The 23,191-nt window shown below is 70.0% G+C and carries 20 protein-coding genes; 9 read left to right on the top strand and 11 right to left on the bottom strand.

Features of this window, described 5'->3' with window-relative positions; translation table 11 throughout:
- Positions 1-8: 8 nt before the first annotated feature.
- Both GA0115234_RS28970 and GA0115234_RS28965 read right to left on the bottom strand, forming a co-directional pair.
- Positions 9-1,463, bottom strand: a complete 1,455-nt coding sequence (locus GA0115234_RS28970) for an ArsA family ATPase (protein WP_093548289.1) — start codon at positions 1,461-1,463, stop codon at positions 9-11.
- 50 nt (positions 1,464-1,513) lie between these two features.
- Positions 1,514-2,500, bottom strand: a complete 987-nt coding sequence (locus GA0115234_RS28965) for an ArsA family ATPase (protein ID WP_093547593.1) — start codon at positions 2,498-2,500, stop codon at positions 1,514-1,516.
- Positions 2,501-2,583: 83 nt separating this feature from the next.
- Here GA0115234_RS28965 and GA0115234_RS28960 point away from each other — a divergent pair, with 83 nt between their 5' ends.
- From GA0115234_RS28960 to GA0115234_RS28945, 4 genes are all read left to right on the top strand, one after another.
- Complete coding sequence (locus GA0115234_RS28960) at positions 2,584-2,742, top strand: DUF4177 domain-containing protein (RefSeq protein WP_003967454.1); 159 nt, start codon at positions 2,584-2,586, stop codon at positions 2,740-2,742.
- Positions 2,742-3,212, top strand: a complete 471-nt coding sequence (locus tag GA0115234_RS28955) for a RidA family protein (protein WP_093547591.1) — start codon at positions 2,742-2,744, stop codon at positions 3,210-3,212. Before GA0115234_RS28960 ends, GA0115234_RS28955 begins: the two co-directional genes overlap by 1 nt.
- Before the next feature lie 124 nt (positions 3,213-3,336).
- Complete coding sequence (locus GA0115234_RS28950) at positions 3,337-4,230, top strand: NUDIX hydrolase (RefSeq protein WP_093547589.1); 894 nt, start codon at positions 3,337-3,339, stop codon at positions 4,228-4,230.
- Positions 4,227-5,057: an MBL fold metallo-hydrolase gene (locus GA0115234_RS28945; RefSeq protein ID WP_093547587.1), complete on the top strand. Its 831-nt coding sequence runs from the start codon at positions 4,227-4,229 to the stop codon at positions 5,055-5,057. The genes GA0115234_RS28950 and GA0115234_RS28945 overlap by 4 nt, the downstream gene beginning before the upstream one ends.
- A gap of 118 nt (positions 5,058-5,175) precedes the next feature.
- On the opposite strand, the gene GA0115234_RS28940 is transcribed toward GA0115234_RS28945, so the two are convergent.
- On the bottom strand, positions 5,176-5,850 hold the full coding sequence (locus tag GA0115234_RS28940; RefSeq protein WP_014046869.1) for a Crp/Fnr family transcriptional regulator: 675 nt from the start codon (positions 5,848-5,850) through the stop codon (positions 5,176-5,178).
- 313 nt (positions 5,851-6,163) lie between these two features.
- Between GA0115234_RS28940 and nth the strand changes: the two genes are divergently transcribed.
- From nth to GA0115234_RS28925, 3 genes are all read left to right on the top strand, one after another.
- The gene (gene nth / locus GA0115234_RS28935) at positions 6,164-7,018 is read left to right on the top strand and encodes an endonuclease III (protein ID WP_370804594.1); all 855 of its coding nucleotides are present in this window, start codon (positions 6,164-6,166) and stop codon (positions 7,016-7,018) included.
- A gap of 93 nt (positions 7,019-7,111) precedes the next feature.
- Positions 7,112-7,900 carry an NUDIX hydrolase gene (locus GA0115234_RS28930; RefSeq protein WP_237541831.1) on the top strand — a complete coding sequence of 263 codons (789 nt, stop codon included), beginning with the start codon at positions 7,112-7,114 and terminating at the stop codon, positions 7,898-7,900.
- 87 nt (positions 7,901-7,987) lie between these two features.
- On the top strand, positions 7,988-9,193 hold the full coding sequence (locus tag GA0115234_RS28925; protein WP_093547583.1) for a MarP family serine protease: 1,206 nt from the start codon (positions 7,988-7,990) through the stop codon (positions 9,191-9,193).
- 106 nt (positions 9,194-9,299) lie between these two features.
- On the opposite strand, the gene GA0115234_RS43850 is transcribed toward GA0115234_RS28925, so the two are convergent.
- From GA0115234_RS43850 to GA0115234_RS28895, 6 genes are all read right to left on the bottom strand, one after another.
- Positions 9,300-9,503, bottom strand: coding sequence for a hypothetical protein (locus GA0115234_RS43850; protein ID WP_093547581.1), 204 nt, complete (start codon positions 9,501-9,503; stop codon positions 9,300-9,302).
- 106 nt (positions 9,504-9,609) lie between these two features.
- Positions 9,610-10,734, bottom strand: coding sequence for an alpha/beta fold hydrolase (locus GA0115234_RS28915; RefSeq protein WP_093547579.1), 1,125 nt, complete (start codon positions 10,732-10,734; stop codon positions 9,610-9,612).
- A complete protein-coding gene (locus GA0115234_RS28910) occupies positions 10,731-11,264 on the bottom strand; it encodes a phage holin family protein (protein WP_093547577.1) in 534 nt (177 codons plus the stop codon). The genes GA0115234_RS28915 and GA0115234_RS28910 overlap by 4 nt, the downstream gene beginning before the upstream one ends.
- Positions 11,265-11,312: 48 nt before the next feature.
- Complete coding sequence (gene nhaA / locus GA0115234_RS28905) at positions 11,313-12,722, bottom strand: Na+/H+ antiporter NhaA (protein ID WP_093547575.1); 1,410 nt, start codon at positions 12,720-12,722, stop codon at positions 11,313-11,315.
- Positions 12,723-12,987: 265 nt separating this feature from the next.
- Positions 12,988-14,985: an acetate--CoA ligase gene (acs, locus tag GA0115234_RS28900; protein ID WP_093547573.1), complete on the bottom strand. Its 1,998-nt coding sequence runs from the start codon at positions 14,983-14,985 to the stop codon at positions 12,988-12,990.
- 181 nt (positions 14,986-15,166) lie between these two features.
- Entirely contained in the window at positions 15,167-17,887 is a 2,721-nt protein-coding gene (locus GA0115234_RS28895) for a SulP family inorganic anion transporter (RefSeq protein WP_176729301.1), read from the bottom strand.
- 285 nt (positions 17,888-18,172) lie between these two features.
- On the opposite strand from GA0115234_RS28895, the gene GA0115234_RS28890 reads away from it, so the two are divergent.
- The gene (locus GA0115234_RS28890; protein WP_093548285.1) at positions 18,173-19,591 is read left to right on the top strand and encodes a hypothetical protein; all 1,419 of its coding nucleotides are present in this window, start codon (positions 18,173-18,175) and stop codon (positions 19,589-19,591) included.
- 171 nt (positions 19,592-19,762) lie between these two features.
- On the opposite strand, the gene GA0115234_RS28885 is transcribed toward GA0115234_RS28890, so the two are convergent.
- Positions 19,763-20,758 (bottom strand): ATP-binding protein, encoded by a 996-nt coding sequence (locus GA0115234_RS28885; protein ID WP_093547569.1) that lies wholly within the window; start codon positions 20,756-20,758, stop codon positions 19,763-19,765.
- Between the two features lie 102 nt (positions 20,759-20,860).
- Between GA0115234_RS28885 and GA0115234_RS28880 the strand changes: the two genes are divergently transcribed.
- A complete protein-coding gene (locus GA0115234_RS28880) occupies positions 20,861-21,685 on the top strand; it encodes an oxidoreductase (RefSeq protein WP_093547567.1) in 825 nt (274 codons plus the stop codon).
- Between the two features lie 664 nt (positions 21,686-22,349).
- Here the strand turns inward: GA0115234_RS28880 and GA0115234_RS28875 are convergent.
- Positions 22,350-23,189 (bottom strand): HAD family hydrolase, encoded by an 840-nt coding sequence (locus GA0115234_RS28875; protein ID WP_093547565.1) that lies wholly within the window; start codon positions 23,187-23,189, stop codon positions 22,350-22,352.
- Between the last annotated feature and the right edge of the window lie 2 nt (positions 23,190-23,191).

The following is a 23,191-nucleotide window of genomic DNA, read 5'->3' as shown; positions in this document are numbered from 1 at the left end:
ACGGGCGGCTACACGACACCGGTCGGGGCGGACCCGGTCGCGAGCCGGTCTCCGACGGCTCGAAGTCCTTCGAGGTCATGTACATCACCGGGCAGCGCGACCACCTGGGCCATGGCGACCTCGGGGTGCAGCGCGGTGAAGCGGTCGCGTGTGCGCTGTTCGCGCGCGACGACCTGCATCCGTTCGGCATGCAGTCGCAGCAGGCCTGCGGTCAGCTCCTCGACGGAAGCGGTCCCGGATGCGTCGGGAGTGCGTACCGGCGTGGGCTCGCGGTCCTCGATGTCTTCGTGCGCGGGATGGTCGGGCGTGGCGTCGGGAGTGGGGTGCGGTGTGGCACCGGGAGCGTCAGTGGCTTCGGGGGAGGCGGCCGACCGTTCGGCCCGGTCACGAAGTCCAGCCTTCCCGGCCGTCTGATCCACAATGCCGACTCCGTCAAGATTTTCTGCGGCGGTCAGGGCCTGCTCGGCGGAGAGCCGGGCGGCATCGCTGCCGTGGACCCGGTTGAGCACCAGCCCGGCCAGCGGCATCTCCTCCGCTGCCAGCCGTTCCACGAAGTACGCCGCCTCGCGCAGCGCGTCCCGCTCCGGTGTCGCGACGACGAGGAACGCCGTGCCGGGGGCCTGGAGCAATTTGTACGTGGCATCGGCCCGAGTACGGAATCCGCCGAACATGGTGTCCATCGCCGCGACGAAGGTCTGTACGTCGCGCAGGAACTGACCGCCGAGCAGTTTGCCCAGGGTGCCGGTCATCATCGACATGCCGACGTTCAGGAATTTCATCCCGGCCCGGCCGCCCATCTTCGCCGGAGCCATCAGCAGCTTGATGAACTTCCCGTCCAGGAACGAACCGAGCCGCTTCGGCGCGTCCAGGAAGTCCAGCGCGGAGCGCGACGGAGGGGTGTCGACGATGATCAGGTCCCACTCGTTGCGCGCGCGCAGCTGCCCGAGCTTCTCCATCGCCATGTACTCCTGCGTGCCCGCGAATCCGGCCGACAGGGACTGGTAGAAGGGGTTCTCCAGGATCGCGCGGGCCCGCTCGCCGTCCGCGTGCGCCTCGACGATCTCGTCGAAGGTCCGCTTCATGTCGAGCATCATGGCGTGCAGTTCCCCGGCGCCCTCGCCCTCGATGCCCGGCACCCGGCGCGGGATGTTGTCCAGCGAGTCGATGCCCATGGACTGGGCGAGCCTGCGGGCCGGGTCGATGGTGAGGACGACGACCTTGCGGCCGCGCTCGGCGGCCCGTACGCCCAGGGCCGCCGCGGTCGTGGTCTTGCCGACGCCGCCCGAACCGCAGCACACGACGATCCGGATGTCCGGGTCGTCGAGCAGTGCGTCGGTGTCCAGGGCGGGAGCGGAAGCAGGGGAGGGGGAGGCGGGCGCGTCGGCCGAAGCGGAAGCGGTCGCTTTCGTCGTGGACTGCGCTTCCGCCGAGGCTGCCGCGTTCGTCGTGGACGCCGCTTTCATCGAGGTGGCCGTACCCGTCGTCGCGGCCGTGGCCGCGTCCGTGCGCTGTGTCATGCACCCACCCCTTGTGCCGCCGCTTCGCCCACGCCCTGCTTGCGGAGCTCGGTCGCCAGCTCGTAGAGACCGGCCGGGTCCATCCCCTCGCCGATCAGCGGGAGTTCGTACCCCGGAAGCTCCAGGTCCGCGAGCACGGCGCGCTGTTCGCGCTCCAGCTCGACCCGCTGGGCGTGCTCGGCCGCCTGCTCGACCAGGGGGCGCACGAGCCCCGCGGAGCCGGTCACCCCGGCCCTGGTCAGCGCCTTGGCGATCTCCTTGCGGCGGCCGCCCGCAGCGGTGCGCAGGGTGTCCTCGTCCAGCAGATGGGGGCGCACCATGTTCACGATGACCCGGCCCACCGGCAGTTCGGCGGCCCGCAGCTCGGCGATGCCGTCCGCGGTCTCCTGGACCGGCATCTCCTCCAGCAGCGTCACCAGATGGACCGCGGTCTCGGGGGACTTGAGCACCCGCATCACGGCCTGTGCCTGATTGTGTATCGGGCCGATCCTGGCCAGCCCCGCCACCTCGTCGTTCACATTGAGGAAGCGGGTGATGCGGCCGGTGGGCGGGGCATCCATGATCACGTGGTCGTAGACGTACCGGTTCTGCTTGTCCTTGCGGCGTACGGCTTCGCAGGCCTTGCCGGTCAGCAGTACGTCCCGCACGCCGGGCGCGATCGTGGTGGCGAAGTCGATCGCGCCGAGCTTCTTGAGCGCCCGGCCCGCGCTGCCCAGCTTGTAGAACATCTGGAGGTAGTCGAGAAGGGCGCGCTCGGCGTCGATCGCGAGGGCGTACACCTCGCCGCCGCCCGGTGCGACGGCGATCTTGCGCTCCTCGTACGGGAGGGACTCCGTATCGAAGAGCTGGGCGATGCCCTGCCTGCCCTCGACCTCCACGAGGAGGGTGCGCCTGCCCTCGGTCGCGAGGGCGAGCGCGAGGGCGGCGGCGACCGTGGTCTTACCGGTACCGCCCTTGCCGCTGACGACCTGGAACCTGCTCACGTATTCGAGCCTAACCAGTCACACCGCAGGCTACGCACGAGGCTGCGCGTGCCAGGGATTACGCAGGCGTTACAGTCGGGCCCATGACCAAGTGGGAATACGCGACCGTGCCCCTTCTCGTGCACGCGACCAAGCAGATTCTGGACACCTGGGGCGAGGACGGCTGGGAGCTGGTCCAGGTCGTTCCCGGCCCGAACAACCCCGAGCAGCTCGTGGCCTACCTGAAGCGGGAGAAGGCGTAGTGGCGGGCGCCGTCGAGGCGAAGCTCGCCGAGCTCGGGCTGACGCTGCCGGACGTCGTGCCGCCGCTGGCCTCGTACCAGCCGGCCGTGCGGTCGGGGGTGTACGTGTACACCTCCGGCCAGCTGCCGATGGTGGACGGCAAGCTCGCGGTCACCGGCAAGGTCGGTGCGGAGGTCACGCCCGACGAGGCCAAGGAGCTGGCGAAGACCTGCGCGCTCAACGCGCTGGCCGCCGTGAAGTCCGTCGCGGGCGACCTGGACCGGATCGCGCGCGTGGTGAAGGTCGTGGGCTTCGTCGCCTCGGCGTCCGACTTCACCGGGCAGCCCGCCGTGATCAACGGCGCCAGCGAGCTGCTGGGCGCGGTGCTCGGCGACAAGGGCGTGCACGCGCGCAGCGCGGTGGGCGTCGCGGTGCTGCCGCTGGACGCACCGGTCGAGGTCGAGGTCCAGGTCGAGCTGGTCGGGGCCTGAGCCTTCTCACCACGTTCTCCGATCCCGTCCGGTCCTGACGACCGGGCGGGATCATCTGTGTACGGGGCATGTACGGATCCCCGCACCTCTCGAACATCGGCGCGGTTCCGGATAGCCTCCGGCCATGTCCAATGGTCAGTGGTACCCACCGGAATGGCCCGACCGGATCCGGGCACTCGCCGCAGGTGAGCTGACGGCCGCGACCCCGAAGCGGGCCGCCACCGTGATGCTGCTCCGGGACTCCGCCACTGACACCGAGGGCGGTCCCACCGTCCACATGCTGCGCCGCCGCACCTCCATGGCCTTTGCCGGAGGGGCGTACGCCTATCCGGGTGGCGGGGTCGACCCGCGCGACGACGACCGGCTCGTCGGCTGGGCCGGACCCGCGCTGGAGATCTGGGCCGAGCGGCTGGGTGTCGGGACCCCGGCCGAGGCCCAGGCCATCGTCTGCGCGGCGGTCCGTGAGACCTACGAGGAGGCGGGCGTCCTCCTCGCCGGTCCGGGCGCGGACACCGTGGTCGGCGACACCACGGGGGCCGACTGGGAGGCCGACCGGGCGGCGCTGGTCGCCCGGGAACTGTCCTTCGCCGCGTTCCTGGACCGGCGCGGTCTGGTGCTGCGCTCGGACCTGCTGGGCGCCTGGGCACGCTGGATCACTCCCGAGTTCGAGCCCCGCCGCTACGACACCTGGTTCTTCGTCGCCGCGCTCCCCGAGGGCCAGCGCACCCGCAACGCCTCCACGGAGGCCGACCGCACGGTGTGGATCGAGCCGGGCGAGGCGGCCGACGGGTACGACCGGGGCGAGCTGCTGATGATGCCGCCGACCGTGTCCACCCTGCGGGCGCTGAGGCCGTACGGGACGGCCGCCGAGGCCCTGAAGGCGGCGGAGTCCCAGGACCTCGCCCCCGTACTGGCACAGGCGCGGCTGGAGGGTGACGCGTTGGTGCTGAGCTGGCCGGGACACGATGAGTTCACCAAGCACATCCCGAGCGGCGGCGCGGGGGGTGGGGCCGGATGAGCGAGGCCGCGGCCCTTCCGGGGCAGCCGCGCGGCGGGGTCCTGTCAGGCCCCGCCACCAGCCGTGCCGTCAACGTCCTCGCGCCCAACGCCTCGCCGATGACGCTGGACGGCACCAACACCTGGATCGTCGCGGAGCCCGATTCCGATCTCGCCGTCGTCATCGACCCGGGCCCGCTGGACGACACCCACCTGCGGGCCGTCATCGACACCGCCGAGCGGGCCGGCCGCCGGATCGCGCTCACCCTCCTCACCCACGGGCACCCCGACCACGCGGAGGGCGCGGCACGGTTCGCCGAGCTGACCCGTACGAAGGTGCGCGCCCTGGACCCGGCGCTGCGGCTGGGCGACGAGGGGCTGACCGCGGGCGATGTGGTCACCACCGGTGGCCTGGAGCTGCGGGTCGTGCCGACCCCCGGGCACACCGCGGACTCGCTCTCCTTCCATCTGCCCGCCGACCGGGCGGTGCTGACGGGGGACACGATCCTCGGGCGCGGCACCACGGTCGTGGCACATCCGGACGGGCGGCTCGGCGACTACCTCGACTCGCTGCGGAGGCTGCGCTCGCTGACCGTCGACGACGGCGTGCACACGGTGCTGCCGGGGCACGGGCCGGTGCTGGACGACGCGCAGGGCGCGGTCGAGTTCTACCTCGCGCACCGCGCCCACCGGCTGGCCCAGGTGGAGACGGCGGTCGAGGCCGGGCACCGCACGGCGTCGGAGGTGGTGGCGCAGGTGTACGCGGATGTGGACCGGTCCCTGTGGCCCGCGGCGGAACTCTCGGTGCTGGCCCAGCTGGAGTACCTGGGCGAGCACGGGCTGATCTGACGCGCGCGGGAGCGCGGCGCGCGGGACGCGGTCGTACGGGGCCGGTACGCGGTCCCCGTACACGTGGAAGGCCCCGCCGCCCGGCGGGGCCTTCCACGTGCGTGAGCGGACGGTCCGGCTAGCGGGACCGCTTCGCGAGGCGCTCCACGTCCAGCAGGATCACGGCGCGCGCCTCCAGGCGCAGCCAGCCGCGTCCGGCGAAGTCGGCGAGTGCCTTGTTGACCGTCTCGCGGGAGGCGCCGACCAGCTGGGCCAGCTCTTCCTGGGTCAGGTCGTGGACGACGTGGATGCCTTCCTCCGACTGGACGCCGAAGCGGCGCGACAGGTCGAGGAGGGCGCGGGCGACGCGGCCCGGTACGTCGGAGAAGACCAGGTCGGACATCTGGTCGTTGGTCTTGCGCAGGCGGCGGGCGACGGCGCGCAGCAGGGCCGTGGCCACCTCGGGGCGGGCGTTCAGCCAGGGCTGGAGGTCGCCGTGACCGAGGCCGAGGAGCTTGACCTCGGTCAGCGCGGTCGCGGTGGCGGTGCGGGGGCCCGGGTCGAAGAGCGACAGCTCACCGATCAGCTCGCCGGGGCCGAGGACCGCCAGCATGTTCTCGCGTCCGTCGGGGGAGGTGCGGTGGAGCTTCACCTTGCCCTCGGTGACCACGTAGAGGCGGTCGCCCGGGTCGCCCTCGTGGAAGAGCGCGTCGCCGCGTGCGAGGGTCACCTCACTCATCGAGGCGCGGAGCTCCGCGGCCTGCTCATCATCGAGCGCCGCGAAAAGCGGGGCGCGCCGCAGAACGTCGTCCACGAGATTTCTCCTTGTCGGCCTGTTCAGGGAACCGTGGTCCCCATCATGCCGGACGGTAAAACAGTGCGATCAATCACAAACCAGTTTGACGCACGGGCGTGCCGAACCGTGCGGCAGGGGGCCGATTGGGGGCTGATGCACGGTGACAGGGGCAGATGTCAGTGCGTGGCCCTAGGCTGGCCGGGTGTCCAAATCGCCGGTGAGAGCGCAGGCCAAGGGGGCTGATGGGGTGTCGGAAGGCCGTGATTCCGCTGTGGGCGAACAGGGTGCGATTCGCCCGAAAAAAGCGACAAAACGTCCTGCGGGGGAGTCGGTGAAACGCCCCGCGAAGGCGAAGCCCGCGGCGTCGGCGACGACGTCGGGAGCGGGAACGGGAACGGCGCGTCCTGGCGCGGTGTGGAAGCCGGAATCGCGGCTGGCGATGGTGCGCCGCGCCCGCAGGATCAACCGCGAGCTCGCCGAGCTCTACCCGTACGCCCACCCCGAGCTGGACTTCAGGAACCCCTTCGAGCTCCTGGTCGCCACGGTCCTCTCCGCGCAGACCACCGATCTGAGGGTCAACCAGACCACCCCCGCGCTCTTCGCCGCCTACCCCACCCCCGAGGACATGGCCGCGGCCGTCCCGGAGGAGATGGAGGAGCTCATCAGGCCGACCGGGTTCTTCCGGGCCAAGACCAAGTCGCTGATAGGCCTCTCCGTGGCGCTGCGGGACAGGTTCGGCGGTGAGGTACCGGGTCGGCTCGACGATCTCGTCACGCTTCCGGGGGTCGGCCGCAAGACGGCCAATGTCGTGCTGGGCAATGCCTTCGGCGTCCCGGGGATCACCGTCGACACCCATTTCGGCCGTCTGGTCCGCCGCTGGAAGTGGACGGAGCAGGAGGACCCGGAGAAGGTCGAGGCCGAGATCGCCACGATCTTCCCCAAGAGCGAGTGGACGATGCTCTCGCACCGGGTCGTCTTCCACGGCCGCCGCATCTGCCATGCCCGCAAGCCCGCCTGCGGCGCCTGCCCGATCGCCCCGCTCTGCCCGGCGTACGGCGAGGGCGAGACGGACCCGGAGAAGGCCAGGAAGCTGCTGAAGTACGAGATGGGCGGCAGGCCGGGGCAGCGGCTGAGCCCGCCCGCGGACTACCCCGGCATGCCCGCACCGCCGCTCGGGGCCGGCTGAGACAGGGCACCGCTCGGGGCCGCCGCACTCCGCCGGCTCCGGGACGGCGGAACGAAATGTGTGACCACAGGCGTTGTGAGACGAGGGGTGCCTATGAAGACGCACGAACAGAGCACGGAAGCGGGAGCGGAAGCCGCGCCCAGGGCGGGAAACCCGGCAGCGGTCAGCCCCGCGGCGGCGGTCGCGGCGGCCGCCGCAGGCGCCGGTGAGGACGCCGCGATCGCCGTCACGACCGAGGGGCTGCCCTCCTGGCTCGACCCCGTGGCCCACGCCGCGCGGACGGTCGAGCCCGACCAGCTCAGCCGCTTCCTGCCACCGGAGAGCGGCGCCGGGCGGCAGTCCGCCGTACTCGTACTCTTCGGCGAGGGCGAGCGCGGTCCCGAACTGCTTCTCATGGAGCGGTCCGGCAGCCTGCGTTCCCATGCCGGTCAGCCGTCCTTCCCCGGCGGCTCCCTCGACCCGGAGGACGGCGACCAGGCGACGACGGGGCCGCTCAGGGCGGCCCTGCGGGAGGCCAGGGAAGAGACCGGCCTCGATCCGCACGGCGTCCAGATCTTCGGCGTGCTGCCCCGGCTCTACATCCCCGTGAGCGGCTTCGTCGTGACGCCGGTCCTCGGCTGGTGGCGCTCGCCCAGTCCGGTCGGTGTCGTCGATCCGGGTGAGACGGCCCGGGTCTTCACCGTTCCCGTGGCGGATCTCACGGATCCGGCCAACCGCGCGACCACGGTCCATCCGAGTGGCCACCGAGGCCCGGCATTTCTGGTCGAATCCGCCCTGGTGTGGGGTTTCACGGCCGGAGTGATCGACCGCATTCTGCACTTCGCGGGCTGGGAGCGCCCCTGGGACGCGGCCAAGCAGGTGCCGCTGGACTGGCGCGCATGACAGGCTGACTTCCGTGCTGCGCTGTCCGGCCCCGCCCGGACCCAGCCTGGGAACGGGCCCGGCGACGAATCTGCGAGGCTATAGACGGTGAACGTGCTGGACATCCTGCTGCTGGCCGGCGCCGTGTGGTTCGCGGTCATCGGCTACCGACAGGGGTTCGTCGTCGGCATCCTGTCGGTGATCGGGTTCCTGGGCGGCGGCCTCATTGCCGTCTATCTGCTGCCGGTCCTGTGGGACCAGCTGACGAACGGCTCCGAGGTCTCCTCGACGGCCGCTGTCGTCGCCGTCGTCATCGTGATCGTCTGCGCCTCGGTGGGCCAGGCATTCACCACCCACCTCGGCAACAAGCTCCGCCGGTACATCACGTGGTCGCCCGCGCGCGCCCTCGACGCCACCGGCGGCTCCCTGGTCAATGTCGTCGCGATGCTGCTCGTGGCCTGGCTGATCGGCTCCGCGCTGGCCGGCACCTCGCTGCCGACGCTGGGCAAGGAGGTCCGCAGTTCCTCGGTCCTGCTCGGCATCTCCCGGGTGATGCCCGCGCAGGCCTCCACCTGGTTCACGGACTTCTCCTCGGTCCTCGCGCAGAACGGCTTCCCGCAGGTCTTCAGCCCGTTCGCCAACGAGCCGATCACCGAGGTCCAGGCACCGGACCCGGCGCTGGTGGGCAGCCCCGTCGCGGCCCGCGCCAGGCAGTCCATCGTCAAGGTGGTCGGTACGGCCCCGAGCTGCGGCAAGGTTCTCGAAGGCACCGGATTCGTCTTCTCCGACCGCCGGGTGATGACCAACGCGCATGTCGTCGGCGGCGTCGACGAGCCGACCGTCCAGATCGGCGGCCAGGGCCGGCTGTACGACGCGAAGGTCGTCCTGTACGACTGGCGCCGCGACATCGCCGTGCTCGACGTGCCGGACCTCGACGCGAAGCCGCTGAAGTTCGCCGGCCCCGACCACGACGCCCGGACGGGGAACGGCGCCATCGTCGCGGGCTTCCCGGAGAACGGCTCGTACGACGTACGCGCCGCGCGCGTCCGGGGCCGTATCAACGCCAAGGGCCCGGACATCTACCACCGGGGCACCGTCCGCCGCGATGTCTACTCGCTCTACGCGATGGTCCGTCAGGGCAACTCCGGCGGACCGCTGCTGACCCCCGGCGGAGAGGTGTACGGCGTCGTCTTCGCCAAGTCGCTCGACGACCCCGCCACGGGCTACGCGCTGACGGCCGACGAGATCCGCCAGGACATCGAGCACGGTCTCTCCGCCAACCAGCAGGTCGACAGCCAGGCCTGCGCGCTCTGACCGAGGCCCTGTCCGGCAGGAGCCGGGCACGGCCCGCCGGGGCGGGGAGAGTCGAGGTGAAGTCCCGCCCGGCCGGTGAGCCTTCACCGGCCGGGCGGGATGGAGATCATCCGCGCGGATGGCGCAGCCGCGCCGAGACCCAGCGGGCCCGACGGCGCAGAATGCGCGGAATCCCGAGCCGGGGATCATGCAGAACACGCATATCGTGCACCCGGCCCTGGGGGCCGTCCCCCTCATGAGTGCTCAGACCCGCCGTGGCGGTCGAGCGTCCGTTTCGTGCTGTGTCACCGAAGTCGTGCGTCCAGCCCATACCGGGACGTCTGCCCGTGCCTCATGGTCGGTAATCGCCCATCCGTCAGCCAATTGGCCTATGCGCCGGGCAATTGGCTGTTCGTCGGACAACTGTGCCCTTACCCCTACCGGTCGGGCTCGGGATCCTTGAGCCAACTGATGAGTTCGGCCGAGAAGCCGGCCGGATCCTCCTCGTGGGGGAAGTGCCCCAGACCGTCGAAAAGTCGCCAGCGGTACGGCGCTTCGACGTACTCGCCGGACCCGGCCGCGCTGCGCGTACGGATCGCTGGATCGAGTGAACCGTGCAGATGCAGCGTCGGTACCCGCACCGGCAGTTTCATCCGCCGGTTGAACTGGATTCCGTCCGGGCGGGCGAGGGAGCGCACCATCCAGCGGTACGGCTCGATCGAGCAGTGCGCCGTCGAGGGGATGCACATCGCGCGCCGGTAGACGTCCACCGTCGCGTCGTCGGGGAAGTCCGGGGTCCGGGGTCCGGCCCATTCGCGGATCAGTCGGCCGACCAACGCGGCGTCGTCCGCGACGAGCTGACGCTCCGGCACCCACGGGCGCTGGAAGCCCCAGACGTACGAGCCGGCCCGGGACTGTGCGAAGTCGGAGAGCATCGAGGAGCGCCAGCGGCGCGGGTGCGGCATCGAGGAGACCACGAGCCGGCGCACCAGCTTCGGTCGCATCACCGCGGCCGTCCAGGCGAGGTAGCCGCCCAGGTCGTGGCCGACCAGCGCCGCGTCCGGTTCGCCCAGCGAGCGGATCACGCCGGTGATGTCGAGCGCCAGGTTGGCGGGGTCGTAACCCCGGGGCGTACGGTCGCTGCCGCCGACCCCGCGCAGATCCATCGCGACGGCCCGGAAACCGGCGTCGGCCAGCGCGGTGAGCTGATGGCGCCAGGTCCACCAGAACTGCGGGAAGCCGTGCAGCAGCAGCACCAGCGGCCCCTCGCCGAGCTCGGCGATATGGAAGCGGGCGCCGTTGGCCGCCACGTCCCGGTGGGTCCACGGCCCCTCGATCCGCACGGGCCCGCCGGAGCCGGCCGGGGTGGTCGAGCCGTCCGGGAACGTCGGGCCCGGAGCGGCCGAGTCGTGCGACCCCGTCCGTTCCGTCCGTCCCGCCCGGTCGCCCGAGCCTGTCCGGCCGTCCCTGCCCGCAGGATCCGCCCGGCCTTCCGGGCCTGCGGGGTCTTCCGGGCCTACGGGGCCTACGGGGCCGAATGCGCTGGAATCGGGGACCGTCATGTGGACGAGCGTGCCACAGCGGAGGCCTTGTCCTGGACCGGAGCCTTCTCCATGGCCTTGCCCGCCAACGTGCTGCCCGAGACGGCCGGACGGCTCGTTCCCGCCCTGACGGCGGGCCGCGGGTGCGGCTTGACGCCCTGCAGCACGGCCGCCGTCTGCTTCGCCGAGGCGATGGACTTCTCCGGCGGCTTCAGCTTCCTGAACTTGAGCCAGCCGATCAGCCCCAGCAGGGCGGCCAGGAGGAAGAACCCGCCGGCCACGATCAGGAACGACCATGCCAGGCCCAGACCCAGGTTGTGGATCCCGTAGGCGGCCGCGAAGCTCAGCATCGGCATCATGAACAGAAGCAGCACGGCCGCGACGATCATCGCCACGCTGCCGATCGCCCCGCGCTTGACGTCCTGCCGTACCTCGGCCTTGGCCAGGGCGATCTCGTCGTGCACCAGTGCGGACATCTCGGCCGTCGCCGCGGCGACCAGCTGCCCGAGACTGCGGTCGGCGCTGCCCGCGTTGTTGCCGGGGTCGCTCATCCCTGACTCCCTCTCCTGCTTCTGCTGCTCAACACATCTGGTGTCAGATCATGCCGGACTGTCCGGCTCACTGCGCGCTGCCCCCGCCTGTTCGGCAAGGCGGCGGTGCTCGGCCGCCTTCTTCTCGTGGATCGCGGCCATCCTCAGGTGGTACTCCGGATCGTCCTGCTCGTAGACGTCGGGTACCCCGTCCTCGTCCTCGTCGAGCTCCTCCGCCTCGTACAGCGCCCGGTATCTGCGTACCCGGAGTTTGAGCAGGACACAGGCGAGCACGGCGGCCGTCAGGGAACCGATCAGCACGGCGGCCTTGATCTCGTTGATCATGTCCTCGTTGCCGACGAAGGCCAGCTCACCGATGAGCAGCGAGACGGTGAAGCCGATTCCGGCGAGCGTGGCGACCGCGAAGACATCCGCCCAGGCCAGGTCCTTGTTCAGCTCCGCCTTGGTGAAGCGGGTGGCCAGCCAGGTACCGCCGAAGATGCCTATCGCCTTGCCGACGACGAGGCCCAGGACGACACCGAGCGTCTCGGGCCGGGTGAAGACGTCCGCCAGCGCGCCGCCGGAGAGGGAGACACCGGCCGAGAAGAGGGCGAACAGCGGTACGGCGACACCGGCCGACAGCGGGCGGATCAGGTGCTCGATGTGCTCGCCGGGGGAGTGGGTCTCGCCCTCCCGACGCGTGCAGCGGAGCATCAGGCCCATGGCGACACCGGCGATGGTGGCGTGGATGCCGCTGTTGTACATCAGGCCCCAGATGACCAGGGCGAGCGGCAGGTAGATGTACCAGCCGCGCACATTCCTGCGCAGCAGCAGATAGAAGACGGCGAGGCCGATGAAGGCGCCGATGAGCGCCATGAAATCGATCTGCTCGGTGAAGAAGACCGCGATGATCAGGATCGCGAAGAGGTCGTCGACGACGGCGAGGGTCAGCAGGAAGGCGCGCAGGGCGTTCGGCAGCGAGGTGCCGATGACCGCGAGTACGGCGAGCGCGAAGGCGATGTCGGTGGCGGTGGGGACGGCCCAGCCGTCCGTCGAACCTCCGCCGACCACGTTCACCAGGGTGTAGACGAGCGCCGGAACCGCCATTCCGCACAGTGCGGCGACGACCGGGAGGGCGGCCGCCTTGGGGTCGCGCAGCTCGCCCGCGACCAGTTCCCGCTTGAGCTCGACGCCCGCGACGAAGAAGAAGACCGCGAGCAGGCCGTCGGCCGCCCAGTGCGCCACGGAGAGGTTGAGGCCCAGCGACTTTGGCCCGAAGTGGAAGTCGCTGACGGACGCGTAACTGGAACCGAAGGTGTTCGCCCACACCAGGGCGGCCACAGCGGCGACCAGCAGGATGACGCCGCCGACGGTCTCGGTGCGCAGGGCGTCGGCGAGGTAGTTCCGCTCGGGGAGGGAGAGCCGTCCGAGAAAGGTGCGGCGGGAGGGAGGTGCGGGGGCAGGGGTGGGCGCGGCCACGAGTGAAGACCTCCGGGTCGGTACGGCAGCGATGGCATGGCTGATGCACTTGCCGACCAGACTTCCCGGCACCCCTGTCAAGTTTTCTTATTGCTTTGTTGACGCAGCTGCCACTGTACCCGGGGTGCTCTGAGCTGTATCCGGTCTCGGGGCGGTATCCGGTGATCTTCACTTTAAATGCCCGAGGGGCATCCGGCGCGTTGCCGGATGCCCCTCGGGGACGTACGTACTGCTGCTCGCTGGTGCCAGCTCTCGGGTGCTGCGATCAGTCCTCGGAGGAGGACGACGGCAGCTGGGTCTGGATGAGGTCCATCACCGAGGAGTCGGTGAGGGTCGTGACATCGCCCAGCTCGCGGTTCTCGGCGACGTCGCGCAGCAGACGGCGCATGATCTTGCCCGAGCGGGTCTTCGGCAGCTCGGCGACCGGCAGGATCCGCTTCGGCTTGGCGATCGGGCCGAGGGTGGCACCGACGTGGTTGCGCAGTTCGGCGACGAGCTCGTCGGAGGACTCGGCCGTACCGCGCAGGATCACGAAGGCGACGATGGACTGGCCGGTCGTCTCATCGGCGGCACCGACCACGGCCGCCTCGGCGACCGAGGGGTGCGACACGAGCGCCGACTCGACCTCGGTGGTCGAGATGTTGTGCCCGGACACGAGCATCACGTCGTCGACCCGGCCGAGCAGCCAGATGTCGCCGTCCTCGTCCTTCTTGGCGCCGTCGCCCGCGAAGTACTTGCCCTGGAAGCGCGACCAGTAGGTGTCGATGAAGCGCTGGTCGTCGCCCCAGATGGTGCGGAGCATCGACGGCCACGGCTCGGTGAGGACGAGGTAGCCGCCCCCGCCGTTCGGAACCTCGTTGGCCTCGTCGTCGACGACCGTGGCCGCGATGCCGGGCAGGGCGCGCTGGGCGCTGCCCGGCTTGGTCTCCGTCACACCGGGCAGCGGCGCGATCATCATCGCGCCGGTCTCGGTCTGCCACCAGGTGTCCACGATCGGGCACTTGTCGGCGCCGATGTGCTTGCGGTACCACATCCACGCCTCGGGGTTGATCGGCTCACCGACCGAACCGAGGACCCGGAGACTGCTCAGGTCGAACTTGGCGGGGATGTCGTCACCCCACTTCATGAACGTGCGGATCGCGGTCGGCGCGGTGTAGAGGATCGTCACGCCGTACTTCTGCACGATCTCCCAGAAACGCCCCTGGTGCGGGGAGTCGGGCGTGCCCTCGTACATGACCTGCGTCGCGCCGTTGGCCAGCGGGCCGTAGACGATGTACGAGTGGCCGGTCACCCAGCCGATGTCGGCGGTGCACCAGAAGACATCGGTCTCCGGCTTGAGGTCGAAGACCGCGTGGTGGGTGTATGCCGCCTGGGTCAGGTAGCCGCCGGAGGTGTGCAGGATGCCCTTCGGCTTCCCCGTCGTGCCGGAGGTGTAGAGGATGAAGAGCGGCTGCTCCGCCTCGAAGGCCTCGGGGGTGTGCTCGGCGGACTGCCGGCCGGTGATCTCGTGCCACCAGACGTCACGGCCCTCGGTCCACGCGGTGTCCTGGCCGGTGCGCTGGACCACGAGGACGTGCTCGACGCTGTCGATGCGCGAGACGGCGTCGTCCACGGCGGGCTTGAGCGCGGACGGCTTGCCACGGCGGTAACCGCCGTCGGCGGTGATGACGACCTTGGCGTCCGCGTCCTGGATGCGGGCGGCGATGGCGTCGGCGGAGAAGCCGCCGAAGACCACCGAGTGCGCGGCGCCGATGCGGGCGCAGGCCAGCATCGCGATGGCGGCCTCGGGGATCATCGGCAGATAGACGGCGACCCGGTCGCCCTTGCCGACACCGAGCTCGGTGAGGGCGTTGGCGGCCCGGGAGACCTCGTCCTTGAGCTGTGCGTAGGTGATGGCGCGGCTGTCGCCGGGCTCGCCCTCGAAGTGGATGGCGACCCGGTCGCCGTTGCCGGCCTCGACGTGGCGGTCCACGCAGTTGTACGCGACGTTGAGCTTGCCGTCCGCGAACCACTTCGCGAAGGGCGGGTTGCTCCAGTCGAGCGTCTCGGTCGGCTCCGTGGCCCAGGTCAGGCGACGGGCCTGCTCGGCCCAGAAGCCCAGCCGGTCCGCCTCGGCCTGCTCGTACGCCTCCGCTTTGACGTTGGCGTTGGCGGCCAGCTCGGCAGGCGGAGCGAATTTCCGCTCTTCCCGAAGCAGGTTGGCCAGGCTTTCGTTGCTCACGACTTCTCCCAGTCCCAGGGTGTCCGTTGTGTCCCGGGGCATAGCTCATCAGGCCAAAGGCCGGGTGACAAGTGTCTGCCCGGAATTGGTTTAGACCTGTGTCTCGTGTATGGAGACACGGGTCCCGCCCTCCGCACGCGGTGCGGCGCGATGCCGGGCAGCGCGGTGCGGTGCAGTGCGGGGGCAGGACCACAAGGTCTCACGGACCCGGGGCGAGGGCGGTTCAGACTCCGGCGCGTTCCAACTCGCCGGAGCCTGCGGGATCGCCGGGGCCCACACGGTCGAAGACCTCGTCGAGCTCCAGCCCGCTGCTCGCCCCCTCGGTCAGGAGATAGGCCTGTGCCTCGCCGACATGGAAGTACATGCCGTGCAGCCGGAGCGTACCTTCGGCGAGCCGTCGCGCCACCGATTCGTGTGCCCGCAGATGGTCCAGCTGCTGCACCACATTGGTGAGGCAGAGCTGCTCCAGCGCATCGGTCGGCAGCCGTCCGGAGATCCGGGCCCAGGCGTGATGCCGGGATGCCATCCGCTCAAGGCTCGGCAGCCCATGTCTCAGCCACCGCCACAGGGACGTCGGCGGAGTCTGCGGGTCCGGTTTGGCGCCGAGCAGCGCCTGCATCGCACCGCAGCCGGAGTGTCCGCAGACGGTGATGGACTCCACCTTCAGTACGTCCACCGCGTACTCGATCGCCGCACCGACCGAGTCGTCACCCGACTCGGCGTTCGGCAGGGGCACCAGATTGCCGATGTTCCGCACGGTGAACAGGTCACCCGGACCGCTTGCCGTGATCATGCTGGTGACCAGGCGGGAGTCCGCGCAGGTGATGAACAGCTGGGACGGCCGTTGGCCCTCGGCGGCCAGGCGGGCCAGCTCCTCGCGCACCAAGGGAGCGGTGTTGCGCTGGAACGAGCTCAGGCCGCTGATCAGCCGATTGCCTCCGGCCGGGCGGGTGGCCTCGGCGGGTGGGCCGGCCGTGCGGGCGGGGGAGCGGTGGAGCGAGGGGGCCGGGTCCCGGCCCGGAGCGACGTCCGGGGAAGGGGCCGAGCCGGGGGTGGAGGCGGGCGCGGGAGTGGGGGTGAGGGCGTCGTGGGGCATGTCGTGGGGTGTCCCGATGGGGTCGGTCACGGGGCGGGCGTCGGTGAAGGGGATGCCGGGGCCATGACCGGCTTCGGGCGTACGGCCGGGCTCGTCGTGGCAGTGGTGGTTGCGCCAGGGCGTCCAGGGGCGGCAGCAGGAGTGCGCCGCCGAGGCGGGCTCGGCGATCCTGCCGCCGGACCTGCCGGTGAACACGATCCTGCCGCCGTGGGCGGCCTGGGCAGTGCTCCAGTCCTGGATCGCCTCGTACGCCGCATGGTCCATGAAGAAGCCGTCCAGCTCGACGACGGCGTTCCCGCCCTGGGGCAGCTGGCCGAGCGTACGGCTGAGCCGGGGCACCGCGAGGAACGTCAACTGTCCTCGTACGACGACCAGATGCTCGCCGCCCTGATCGGTGACCGTGATCCTGGTCCGGGCCAGCCGGTGAAGGGCGACCGCCACCGCCACCGCGATGCCGATCGTCACGCCCTTGAGCACGCCGAAGAGGACCACGCCGGTGATCGTCGCCCCGTACACCAGGAATTCGCGGTGCTTATGGACGTTGCGGATATGGGCGAGGTTCACCATCTGGATGCCGACCATCATCACCAGCGCGGCGAGCGCGGCCAACGGGATCCACTCCAGCACGGTGACCAGCAGCCCGGTGGCGAGCAGCACCCAGACGCCGTGCAGCACGGTGGAGGCGCGCCCCTGCGCCCCGGCGCGTACGTTCGCCGAACTGCGCACCGCGCCGCCGGACACGGCCAGCCCGCCCACCAGCCCGGACAAGGTGTTGGCGATGCCCTGGGCGCGCAGCTCGCGATCGAGATCGGCGCGTCTGACAGGGGGCGTGGGTGGGGAGGGCGGCGAGGGTGATGCGGACGGTGTGGGTGAGGTCGGTGTGGTGGGTACTCCGGGTGATGCGGGTGATGCGGCCGGAGGAGGGGGCGCGGCCGAGGTCCGAGCCGAGGGGGAGTGCGAAGGCGCGGCCGACAGCTTGTCCACGGCCATCGCGGCGAGCAGCGACTCCAGGCTGGCCACCAGCATCACCGTGAATACGGCGGTGGCCAGGGCGAGTACGGGGCCGTGCGGCATCTCCGGCAGGACGTGCGCGCGCCAGGACGGCAGGTCGACCCGGGCGATTCCGGGAGCGGCGAGCGTGGCCACCGTCGTAGCGGTCACCACCGCGACCAGGGCGGCCGGGACCCGTCGCGCCCCGCTGCCGATCCGGCCCGGAATCCGTGGCCACAGGACCAGGACGGTGATGGTCAGCACGCCGATGAGCGGAGCTGCCGGACTCAACCGTCCCAACTGGTCCGGCAGGGCGAGGGCGTTGGCGACGGCGGAGCTCTGCGGGGAGCCGCCGAGCACGATGTGCAGCTGGGCGAGCGCGATGGCCACGCCGATGCCGGCGAGGGTGCCGTGGACGATGGCGGGGCTGACGGCGAGGGCGCTGCGCGCCGCCCGCAGCGAGCCCAGCAGGATCTGAAGGAGCCCGGCGCCGATGGTGATCGCGCAGGTGGTGCGCCAGCCGTAGACCTGGATCAACTCGGCTGTGACCACGGTCAGCCCGGCGGACGGGCCGCTGACCTGGAGGGGGGTGCCGCCGAGCAGTCCGGCGACAATGCCGCCGATCGCGGCGGAGATGAGGCCGGCTTGCAACGGGGCGTCCATGGCGACGGCGAGGCCGAGCGACATGGGGACGGCGAGCAGGAAGACTGTGATCGATGCGGACACATCGGCGCCCGCGATGCGGAATCGTCCACCGCGCGGTGGCGGCGGGCTGTGTGGTCGTTTGACTCCCGAAGCGCGTGGTGGGCGCGAGCTACGGGATGTGCGGTTATGGCGAGTGGGGACGCAAGCAGACATGTTCCCGTCTCCTCCGGGGCAGCGCGGTCGCGGATTGTGGGGACGCGGCCGTGGGTCACGGCGTGCAGCGGCGGGATTTCTCAACTCTCAGTAAATAGATCGTAATGGAGAGTAAAGATCTGTGTCCATGCTTGGGGTCAAATGACCTGGTTGACCACCCATTCAAGTGAATAAGCATCTTTTCATTCGGCCTGTTGTGCTGATCCGGCGGAGCCGTGTGCGAACTTGGCCGCGCCGTGTCGGCACTTCAACGCAAATTACCTGCAAGGAAGAGGTGGGCGGATGATGGCCGCCACGACGAGAGTCGCCGCGAGGAGAGTCGTGGCGAAGAGGTGCATCGCGAAGAGGGCCGCCGCGGGCCGGGTCGTCCTCGGCGTCGTGGCCGTCGCGCTGACCGCGGGGGTGGCCGGCTGCTCCTCCGGTTCGGGGACCGGCCGCGGAGCCGGAGGATCGGGTGCGGCGAAGCCGGTTTCCGGGGCGAAGAAGAAGGCCCCGCGAGCCGCGCCCAAGAGTATCTTCCGGCTCATCGGTGACGGTTCCACCGCCTTCACCGGTGGACAGCCGAAGCAGCCGGTGGCCAAGCGCCTCGCACCCGGTCGGAAGCCCCCGCAGTTCGTGGTGTTCTCCTGGGACGGTGCGGGTGAGGACAGCCAGAAGCTGTTCTCGCACTTCCGCGAGGTCGGCAAGAAGTACCACGCGAACATGACGTACTTCCTCAGTGGCGTGTACATGCTCCCGGAGAACAAGCGGGAGCTCTACGACCCGCCGAAGCACAACGCCGGCAGCTCCGACATCGGCTTCAACGACACCGAGGGAATCCGGAACACCATCACCCAGGTGCGCGGGGCCTGGGAGGACGGCAACGAGATCGGCACCCACTTCAACGGCCACTTCTGCGGTCCCGAGGGCGGCGGCACCTGGTCCGTCGAGCAGTGGAAGAGCGAGATCGGCCAGGCCAAGTCCTTCGTGAAGCACTGGAAGACCAACGACCCCGGTCTCGACGGGGAGAAGCCGCTTCCGTTCGACTACGACAAGGAGCTCATCGGCGGTCGCACCCCCTGCCTGGAAGGGCGGAAGAACATGGTGGCCGCAGCGCGGACGATGGGCTTCCGCTACGACTCCAGCGGGGTCGACAACCAGGTCTGGCCGAAGAAGAAGGCCGGAGTCTGGGACCTCTCGATGCAACTGGTCCCCGTACCGGGCCGCGATTTCGAGACGCTCTCGATGGACTACAACTTCATGTTCAGCCAGTCCGGTACCACGACGCAGGGCGACCCGGACATGCACGAGTACTGGGGCAACCAGATGCGCGACGGCCTGCTCCAGGCCTTCGGCCGCTCGTACGACGGAAACCGCGCCCCGCTGATCATCGGCAACCACTTCGAGTCCTGGAACGGCGGCACCTATATGCGCGCCGTCGAGGACACCATCGCGACGGTCTGCACCAAGAAGGGTGTGCGCTGCGTGTCCTTCCGGCAGCTGGCCGACTGGCTGGACGTGCAGGACCCGGAGACGCTGGCGAAGCTCGGCACCCTCGATGTCGGCCAGGCACCCGAGAAGGGCTGGACCGCGTTCCTCGGCGGAGTGGGGGCTTCCGGGGTCGGTCGGACAGCGGGGGCCGACCAGGCCCACGCGGGGTCCGGCGCGGACACGGCCGGTCACAAGCCCGGCAGTCCCGGCCCGATGGCCGCGCCAGGTCGCTGAGCCGTGCGGCCTTCGGCCCTGGCCGACGCGTCATCCGCCGGGCGGGCCGGGCAGCGGGGCCGCGCGTCGAGCACCGGACGGGGCCGCAACGGCGAGCCCGTCCGGCGCTCCACGACGCAGTGGCAATGACTCCCGCACGGAGCGCGGAAGCCCTCCGGGGGCGCCCAGGGATCAGGCGGGCTGAGCGGCGCCGTCCTGCGCGTACTGCTCGTCGAGGACGAAGGCGGGGTCGACCTGGGCAGCCAGATCGGCGCCCGTCTTCTCGTTGCCCCAGCTCTCCGCGTTCTTCAGATGGAAGTGCACCATCTGCCGGGTGTAGCGCCCCCAGTCCCGCTGCTCGTAGGAATCCTCCGCGGCGTTCTGCAGCGCCTGCAGAGCCATCCGGTTGTCCGCCTCCAGCAGCTCGAAGCGGTGGGGGCGGCCCTTCTCCATCGCCCGTACCCAGTCGGAGTGCCCGACGCTGACCAGCAGGTCTTCGCCCACCTCGGCGCGCAGGAACTCCAGATCGTCCTCGCCCTGCACCTTGTTGCCGATGACCTTCAGCGCGACCCCGAAGTCCCGCGCGTACTCCTTGTACTGGCGGTAGACCGAGACGCCCTTGCGGGTCGGTTCGGCGACCAGGAACGTCATGTCGAAGCGGGTGAACATCCCCGAGGCGAAGGAGTCCGAACCCGCTGTCATGTCGACGACGACATAGTCGTCGGGGCCGTCGACGAGATGGTTGAGGCAGAGCTCGACCGCGCCGACCTTGGAGTGGTAGCAGGCCACGCCCAGATCCGACTCGGTGAACGGCCCGGTGGCCATCAGCCGGATCTCCCCGTCGTCGAGCCGGACCGTGCGGGCGCACGCGTCGTAGATCGGGTTGTCCTCGCGGACCCGCAGCAGCCGGGAGCCCTCGCCGGGCGGAGTCGTCTTGATCATCGTCTCGCTGGAGGAGATACGGGGATTGCTGCCGCGCAGATACTCCTTGATCAGAGGCAGGTGCGCTCCCATGGCGGGCAGCGCGGCGGCTTCCTGGTCGTCGAGGCCGAGCGCGGCCCCGAGGTGTTGGTTGATGTCGGCGTCCACCGCGACGACATGGGCTTCATTGGCTGCGAGGTGGCGGATGAAGAGCGAGGACAGCGTCGTCTTGCCGCTGCCGCCCTTCCCTACGAAAGCGATCTTCATGTTCACCTAGGGTAGTGGTGCGATCGCGGTCCGCTGTTGCACTTCGTGAAGAAGGCCACTCACGGGCGGTATCGGCGCAGGGGGCGCGTAGCCTCGCTACTTATGAGTACGACTGCCTCTGATCCGCTCTCCGCCCTCGGCGCCCTGCCGGGTGTCGCCGATGCGGTGGACTCCGTACGCAAGGCCGTCGACCGGGTCTACGGTCACCGCGTCATGCGGCGCCGCAGCAATGAGGTGACCGCGGAAGCGGCACTGCGCGGCGCCCGTGGCTCGGCGGCGTTGTCGGGCGCCGACTGGAATCTGGAGGAGGTGCGCCGACGCACCGACTTCAGCGGTGACGGTGAGGCGCATGTGATCGGGGCGGCTCTGAGGCTGACCGCCGAAGCGGGGCAACTGCTCTCCATCTGGCGGCAGTCACCGCTGCGGGTGCTGGCACGGCTGCATCTGGTCGCGGCCGGCGGGGCGGCGCCCGACGATGCGGTCGGCCGGCCGAGGCTGGCGGGTGAGCCGGTGGACGAGCCGTTGATCGAGGCGCCGCTGCCGGATGCCGACGAGGTGGCGGGGCGGCTGGAAGGGCTCTCCGGGCTGATTCTCTCGGGCACTTCGGCGCCCGCGCTGGTGACGGCGGCGGTCGTGCACGGTGAACTGCTGGCCCTGCGCCCGTTCGGCTCGTACAACGGCCTCGTCGCACGGACCGCCGAGCGGATCGTGTTGATCGGGAGCGGACTCGATCCCAAATCGATCTGCCCCGCCGAGGTGGGCCATGCAGAACAGGGGCGGGCGGCGTACGTCGCGGCGTTCGAGGGCTATCTGTCGGGGACGCCGGACGGGATGGCGGCCTGGATCGCGCACTGCGGACGCTCCGTGGAGCTGGGCGTCAGGGAGTCGACGGCGGTGTGCGAGGCGCTGCAGCGTGGAGCCGCGTAACAGGCGACGGGTCTGACTCCTGCGGCAAGTCCAGCCGGATCACTGAGGGGGCAGTGATGTCGGGCCGGTGCCGTGTGTGTCGAGGTATGCACTGAGGTGTGCATGGGGCTTGCGCCGAGGTATGGGTGGGGCTTCCGCCGAGGTGTGGGTGGGGCGTGCGTTTCTGTAAATCCACCGAAGTAACTTCATTGCGGTAACTTCGGCGAATTGTCGCCATCGCACCGTCTTTGTCGTGCGCTCTTTGCCGGGCAGTCTTCGTCGCGCCGCCTTCATCGCGTCGATCTCACTGCCAGACAAAAGGGTTGCGGCGGTACCGTTTTCGGTACCGCCGCTGGCATGTCCACCCAGTTACCATGCGTCCTCGGTATTTGCCCATCAGGCCGGGATGCTTTGCCCGTTTCCTGGTGCGGCTGGCCCGTAATCGACGGGTCGACGTCGCGTGGGTGCTCGGTTTTCATGCTTGGTCCGTGGGGCCGTCTCTGCGTTACAGGTAATCCTCTCGGATGTCCTTGGTCTCGCGGGCCGTTGAGTCCTTTGTACTCCAGAGCCGAGGTGAGCGGTAGTGCTGGCCCCACTTCTTTACTTTTAGGTTCAATTACGGGCGAGTTGGATAATTCCGACACCGGCCGTGCCGGAGTGCGCCGACCGCCGTCCAGGGTGTGCGTCAGGCGGAGCCCGCGGCGGCGCGGCGGCGGGAGGTGTACCAGACCAGTCCCGCCGTGACGGCGGCCGCGCCCACGGCTGCCGCCGCGACCAGTGCCGGACGCGGTGGCAGCGAGAACGCGGGCAGTCGCTGCTTGAGCCGGACCGGTCGGTCGAAGACGAGAATCGGCCACTCGCGCAGCGTCGCTTCACGGCGCAGCGCGCGATCGGGATTGACCGCGTGCGGGTGGCCGACCGACTCCAGCATCGGGACATCCGTGGCGGAGTCGCTGTAGGCGTAGCAGCGTGAGAGGTCGTACCCCTCCGACACCGCGAGAGCCCTGATCGCCTCGGCCTTGGTCGGCCCGTATGCGTAGTACTCGACTTCACCGGTGAAGCAGCCGTCGTCGCCGACGACCATTCGGGTGGCGACGACCCGGTCGGCGCCGAGCAGTTCGCCGATCGGTTCGACGACCTCGGCGCCCGAGGTCGAAACGATCACCACATCGCGACCGGCGGTGTGATGCTCCTCGATGAGCGTCGCGGCCTCGTCGTAGATGATGGGGTCGATCAGATCGTGCAGGGTCTCGGCGACGATTTCCTTCACCTGCTGGACGTTCCAGCCCTTGCAGAGTGCGGAGAGATATTCCCGCATCCGCTCCATCTGGTCGTGATCTGCACCCCCGGCAAGGAACACGAACTGTGCGTACGCGGTGCGCAGTACAGCGCGGCGGTTGATCAGTCCGCCTTGGTAGAAGGACTTGCTGAAGGTCAGCGTCGAAGACTTCGCAATGACCGTCTTGTCCAGGTCAAAGAAGGCGGCTGTGCGCGGCAAGAAGCGGTTTTCCACAAGGCAGAGCATAG

It is taken from the genome of Streptomyces sp. DvalAA-43, from assembly GCF_900091725.1.
GTDB classification, from domain to species: Bacteria; Actinomycetota; Actinomycetes; order Streptomycetales; family Streptomycetaceae; genus Streptomyces; species Streptomyces pulveraceus.
The sequence above is the reverse complement of the archived record's forward strand: the minus strand, read 5'-3'. Positions and strand labels throughout refer to the sequence as shown.

What these genes read in the sequence shown, in the direction of transcription:
- GA0115234_RS28885 (WP_093547569.1), bottom strand. Translation starts at nt 20,758, where the DNA reads ATGAAGATCGCTTTCGTAGGGAAGGGCGGCAGCGGCAAGACGACGCTG.
- GA0115234_RS28890 (WP_093548285.1), top strand. Translation starts at nt 18,173, where the DNA reads ATGGCCGCCACGACGAGAGTCGCCGCGAGGAGAGTCGTGGCGAAGAGG.
- acs (WP_093547573.1), bottom strand. Translation starts at nt 14,985, where the DNA reads ATGCCCCGGGACACAACGGACACCCTGGGACTGGGAGAAGTCGTGAGC.
- GA0115234_RS28945 (WP_093547587.1), top strand. Translation starts at nt 4,227, where the DNA reads ATGAGCGAGGCCGCGGCCCTTCCGGGGCAGCCGCGCGGCGGGGTCCTG.
- GA0115234_RS28950 (WP_093547589.1), top strand. Translation starts at nt 3,337, where the DNA reads ATGTCCAATGGTCAGTGGTACCCACCGGAATGGCCCGACCGGATCCGG.
- GA0115234_RS28915 (WP_093547579.1), bottom strand. Translation starts at nt 10,734, where the DNA reads ATGACGGTCCCCGATTCCAGCGCATTCGGCCCCGTAGGCCCCGTAGGC.
- GA0115234_RS28895 (WP_176729301.1), bottom strand. Translation starts at nt 17,887, where the DNA reads ATGTCTGCTTGCGTCCCCACTCGCCATAACCGCACATCCCGTAGCTCG.
- GA0115234_RS28880 (WP_093547567.1), top strand. Translation starts at nt 20,861, where the DNA reads ATGAGTACGACTGCCTCTGATCCGCTCTCCGCCCTCGGCGCCCTGCCG.
- GA0115234_RS28875 (WP_093547565.1), bottom strand. Translation starts at nt 23,189, where the DNA reads ATGCTCTGCCTTGTGGAAAACCGCTTCTTGCCGCGCACAGCCGCCTTC.
- GA0115234_RS28910 (WP_093547577.1), bottom strand. Translation starts at nt 11,264, where the DNA reads ATGAGCGACCCCGGCAACAACGCGGGCAGCGCCGACCGCAGTCTCGGG.
- GA0115234_RS28930 (WP_237541831.1), top strand. Translation starts at nt 7,112, where the DNA reads ATGAAGACGCACGAACAGAGCACGGAAGCGGGAGCGGAAGCCGCGCCC.
- GA0115234_RS43850 (WP_093547581.1), bottom strand. Translation starts at nt 9,503, where the DNA reads ATGGGCTGGACGCACGACTTCGGTGACACAGCACGAAACGGACGCTCG.
- GA0115234_RS28970 (WP_093548289.1), bottom strand. Translation starts at nt 1,463, where the DNA reads ATGAAAGCGGCGTCCACGACGAACGCGGCAGCCTCGGCGGAAGCGCAG.
- GA0115234_RS28960 (WP_003967454.1), top strand. Translation starts at nt 2,584, where the DNA reads ATGACCAAGTGGGAATACGCGACCGTGCCCCTTCTCGTGCACGCGACC.